Origin of the sequence: Streptomyces graminilatus (assembly GCF_001418565.1) — a bacterium.
In the GTDB taxonomy this organism is placed as follows: Bacteria; Actinomycetota; Actinomycetes; order Streptomycetales; family Streptomycetaceae; genus Streptomyces; species Streptomyces graminilatus.
This window is the reverse complement of sequence record NZ_LIQQ01000528.1, coordinates 1-4,060: the sequence shown is the minus strand read 5'-3', so window position 1 is coordinate 4,060 and position 4,060 is coordinate 1. Positions and strand designations below refer to the sequence as shown.

Here is a 4,060-nt window from a genome sequence, read left to right as displayed (position 1 = left end):
CCTCGGCGCCGAGCATCTGGTCCAGCGGGTGGCGTCAGGGCCGAGGGAGGTCGGATCGCCGGGGGCGAGGGCAAGGGCGGAGGGAAGGGTACGGAGGTCGAGAACCCCGCTTTCCCCCTCGCCCTGTGGGTCGGCGGCGCGGTGGAGGTGGACGCGGGCGCCTTGGGTGGCGGCGATGCGTGTGACCGCGTCGGCGACGACTTCGGCCCGGGGCTCGTTCGTGACGGGAAGCCGGACCGACAGCACTTGCCCGCCAAGGGCATCACTGTGCCCGTACCGCGAGCCCTGGGTGAGGATCTGGCGCACGAGGGCCGCGGGGGCGGCGCTGTCGAGGCTGATGTTGAGGAATCCGGGCCCGGTGATCTCGACGCCACGGATGCCGGGGGCGGCGTTGATCCGCTCACGCAGGACTTCGGCGACGTCCCGGGGGGTGCGGCCGGCGGGCCTGGCCAGTTGCAGCGCGATGTTCGTGGCGTAGTCCCCGGTGCCACCGGGTCCGGGTGCGGCGACGACGGCGCGTGCGGGGACGGCGACACTCAGCTCCCCCGCGTCGACAGCACGACGCACCGCGCGCAGCACGGTAAGGGAGAGCTCGACGGGGGTCACGGGACAAGCGTATGGGAGGAGGGGGGTGGATATGCGACCGGGTTTGGGGTGGTCCGGTATGTGGACGGAGGGGGCTCCCCCGGGGAGGGCGAGCGTTGGTGGAACAGTTCCAGGGGGTGGTGCCCGGGTCAGCCGACGGCGCGTCGGGCGGCGCGCTCGGCCTCGGTGGGGGCGCCGAGGGGACCAAGGGGGCCGAGGGCCGGCCCGAGAGGTGGTCCGAGGGCGCTCCCGAACGAGGTGTTGTCCCGCCCGCGCTCGGCCAACTGCCTCACGAGGCTGATGAGTTCGGCGGGGTCGAAGGGCTTGGCGAGGAACGCGTCGACGCCGACCTCCAGCCCGGCCTCGACCTCGTACTGCGTACAGGCGCTGATGATCGCGAGGGGCAGATCACGGGTGCGGGGATCGGCGCGCAGCCGGGCGGCGGTGCGCAGGCCGTCGAGGCGGGGCATGGCCACATCGAGGGTGACGACATCGGGGTGCACCTGATGAACGACATCCAGACACTCGGCACCATCAGCCGCGGTCACGACCTCGAAACCCTCCAGTTCGAGGTTGACCCTGATCAGCTGCCGGATGACCTTGTTGTCGTCCACAACAAGGACCCGGCCGGGCACACCTGGCACAAATCGAGGGTAGGTCGAGACCGGCCACCGCGTCCGGCGTTTCCCTACTTCCACGGACGGGATGGAGCGCCGGCCGGGTCCGCCGCCACTCCCAAAACCCGTTCCTGATCACCCCGAACGAGCTGGTAGTGTTCTACCCGTCACCGCGCAACGCGCCAGACACGCCCCCGTAGCTCAGGGGATAGAGCAACGGCCTCCGGAGCCGTGTGCGCAGGTTCGAATCCTGCCGGGGGCACCTTGTATTGGGTGCCCAAAGACCCCGCCATCAGCGCTTCAGCTGAAGACGGGGTCTTCGCGTATGTGCAGGCGGATGCCGATGTCACCGTCTCTCAACGGTTGTGCGTGAGGAGTGCGTGAGCCACCCAGCAGCAGCCGAGGCAAGACGGGGCCGCCGCCTGGCCCAATCACCCGTCCGTCGCGGGATGACCAGCCCTGACCCGAGCCGACGACCTCCGGGGAATCACGTCTGCCGCCCCTTGACAGAGGCCCCATCCCCGGCCCCCGTCACGACCCTCCCGTCGGACCTCGATGGCCTGACTGCGGCGAGCGACGGACGGGCCACTGGGCCAAAGCCTGAATCGCATCCGATTGTCTATATTTTTTGTGTACATTTATCGCATGGAAAGCATCCCGCTTGGCGAGCTGAACCATCACCCGTCGAAGGTCACAGCGCGAGTTCGCGCAGGTGAGACGCTCATCGTCACTGAGCACGGCAAGCCTGTCATCCGCATGTCGCCCGCTGAAGAGCCCACGTCGGCCCTGGCCCAGCTGATTGCGGCCGGCCAGGTGCGTCGTGCGGTGAATCCGGGCGCGCTGCCTGAGCTGATCAGCGATCTGGCTGAGCTGCCTTCGCTTTCGAATGCGCTGATCGCCGAGCGCGACCGGGAGCGCACGCGTTGAGCCTCTACTACATGGACACCTGCGCCCTGCTGAAATTCGTACAGCAGGAGGCAGAGACACAGGCACTTCGCAGCTGGCGGGCAGGGCTGGACGTGGACAGCCGTCTCGTGACCTCCCAGCTGGCTGGGGTGGAGATCGCGCGCACGTTCCGGCGAGCTGGTGTTGATCGGCAGCGAGTACCGTTCCTGGTCGGCAACGCGCTCACCGGAACAGACCAGATCATGGTCAGTGACGACGTCCTGGCCCGCGCTGCCGGCTTCGAGGTGCAGAAACTCGGCACTCTCGACGCCATCCACCTGGCAACAGCTACTCCCCTGCACCGAGAACTGGACGGTTTTGTCACCTACGACAAAGAACTGACGGACGCTGTCGCAGCACTCGGGCTGCCACATCTCGCACCCGCATGACGTGCCGGAACAAGTCGACCGCTCAGTCGGCCGCGCAACAGATCCGCCAGCCCTTTCCCGCAACTGCTCAGCGCACCTCATAACTGCTGCTCGCCCGCTGGGTGACCCCGGCCGGGTCCGCGCCGCGCACAGCCACGTGTACAGCGCCGAGTGCACCACTGATCCACGGGAATTGACAATTGATTCCCTGGCCGGGCGTCAGTGCCAAGATCGCTTCGATATGATCACTGCGCTCCACCGACACGACGAAGAAGTCACCCCTCATATCGCAGAGATCACCGAACTGGTCTACGCCACTGCCCCGTCGTGGCAGGTTAGGTGTGGGCGTCAAGAGCGTTGGCGGGAGCGGCCTCCCGGACCGGGAGACTTCTTCAGCGAAAACCGCCGCACAAGGCAGTGACGCCCGCACAATGGATCAGTTCCGAAAGGCCTTGCCGACCGGAGATCCTTCCTCTTCATCGGCCATGCCGGCACTACTGAGAATGGACCGCGATGGGCACACCGAGCAGCAGCCCGGCGTCAACCGCTACGGCACCGCTCATGCGACTCGTTGCCGAGTTCCCTACGGGAGTCTCTCCCGATGAGCTGATGGCAGCCGCCCGCGACCGCTACAGGCGCGCACCCGCCAAGCGTTTGGCGATGCTCGTGGAGCAGGCGTTATCTGCGGGCCTACTCCACGAGCGCGACGGGCTGCTGTTCGTGGCAGACAGCTCAGACAAGGAAAGCCTCGCGTTACCGGACAGTACATCGTCGCGCTGCGGCCTACGGGCGATCAGCATCGATGTCGAGAGCGTCGTGCGTACGACAGCGGCGGCTCCATACGTGGACCGCCGCATCTTCCAGATCGGTGCTGTCCGGACCGGAACAGACACGGCGTGGACGGCGGAGCATCCCCGGATCGAGGTTTTCCTCTCGTTACCCGGCGACGAGTGGACCATCCGCAATGAAGGATTACGGGAGCGCCAGCAGACTCAGGCAGTGCATCCACGCACCGCCTTGGAGCGAATGCACGAATTCTGCGCCGGCGCTGACACACTCGTCGCACACAACGGGACCACCTCGGATTTTCCGATGCTCGACGAGGCCTGTGAGAGGGAGAACCTGCCTTCTCTCCCTGGCGATCGGGTGGACTCGCTCTACTTGGCCCACTGCATCTGGCCACTTGCCCGAAGCCACCGCCTCGCGATGTTGGCCGACGCTTACGGAGCCGATCGTTCCGGGCTTCGGTGGCACGACGCTGCCGACGACGCCGAGTTACTCGCCCGCGTCCTTGACCGAGCCTCCCTCGAACTGGCCGAATGGCCCGAAGACCTCCGTTTGTTCGTCACCGCCGCGTGTCACGACTCACCGGCGTGGAATCTGCTTCGTCATCTCGGGTGCGGACCCGAAAGCCCCGGCGAAGGGAGCGGTACCCATGTCGGCTGGGACCTTTCGAGCATCTCCGACGCTCTCGCCCGCCGACTGACGCACCATGCGCCACGACGCGACGGGCCGCCCGCCGCCGCGCCCGGCCGGGCGCCCCTC

At 67.2% G+C, this 4,060-nt stretch carries 4 protein-coding genes, 1 tRNA gene and 1 pseudogene; 4 read left to right on the top strand and 2 right to left on the bottom strand.

The window, feature by feature from the left end; genetic code table 11:
• Both AOK08_RS35120 and AOK08_RS35115 read right to left on the bottom strand, forming a co-directional pair.
• Positions 1-606: pseudogene (locus tag AOK08_RS35120) on the bottom strand (ArgS-related anticodon-binding protein NrtL); the annotation flags it as partial.
• 128 nt (positions 607-734) lie between these two features.
• Entirely contained in the window at positions 735-1,229 is a 495-nt protein-coding gene (locus tag AOK08_RS35115) for a response regulator (RefSeq protein WP_241827221.1), read from the bottom strand.
• A 163-nt stretch (positions 1,230-1,392) separates the two neighbouring features.
• Here AOK08_RS35115 and AOK08_RS35110 point away from each other — a divergent pair.
• The 4 genes from AOK08_RS35110 to AOK08_RS35095 form a co-directional block, all read left to right on the top strand.
• Positions 1,393-1,464: transfer RNA gene (locus tag AOK08_RS35110), tRNA-Arg, on the top strand.
• Positions 1,465-1,847: 383 nt separating this feature from the next.
• A complete protein-coding gene (locus AOK08_RS35105; protein WP_063794197.1) occupies positions 1,848-2,129 on the top strand; it encodes a type II toxin-antitoxin system Phd/YefM family antitoxin in 282 nt (93 codons plus the stop codon).
• Complete coding sequence (locus AOK08_RS35100) at positions 2,126-2,536, top strand: type II toxin-antitoxin system VapC family toxin (RefSeq protein ID WP_079054452.1); 411 nt, start codon at positions 2,126-2,128, stop codon at positions 2,534-2,536. The genes AOK08_RS35105 and AOK08_RS35100 overlap by 4 nt, the downstream gene beginning before the upstream one ends.
• A gap of 588 nt (positions 2,537-3,124) precedes the next feature.
• Positions 3,125-4,060 (top strand): 3'-5' exonuclease (locus AOK08_RS35095; protein WP_055533557.1); only part of this gene is annotated, 936 nt, incomplete at its 3' end.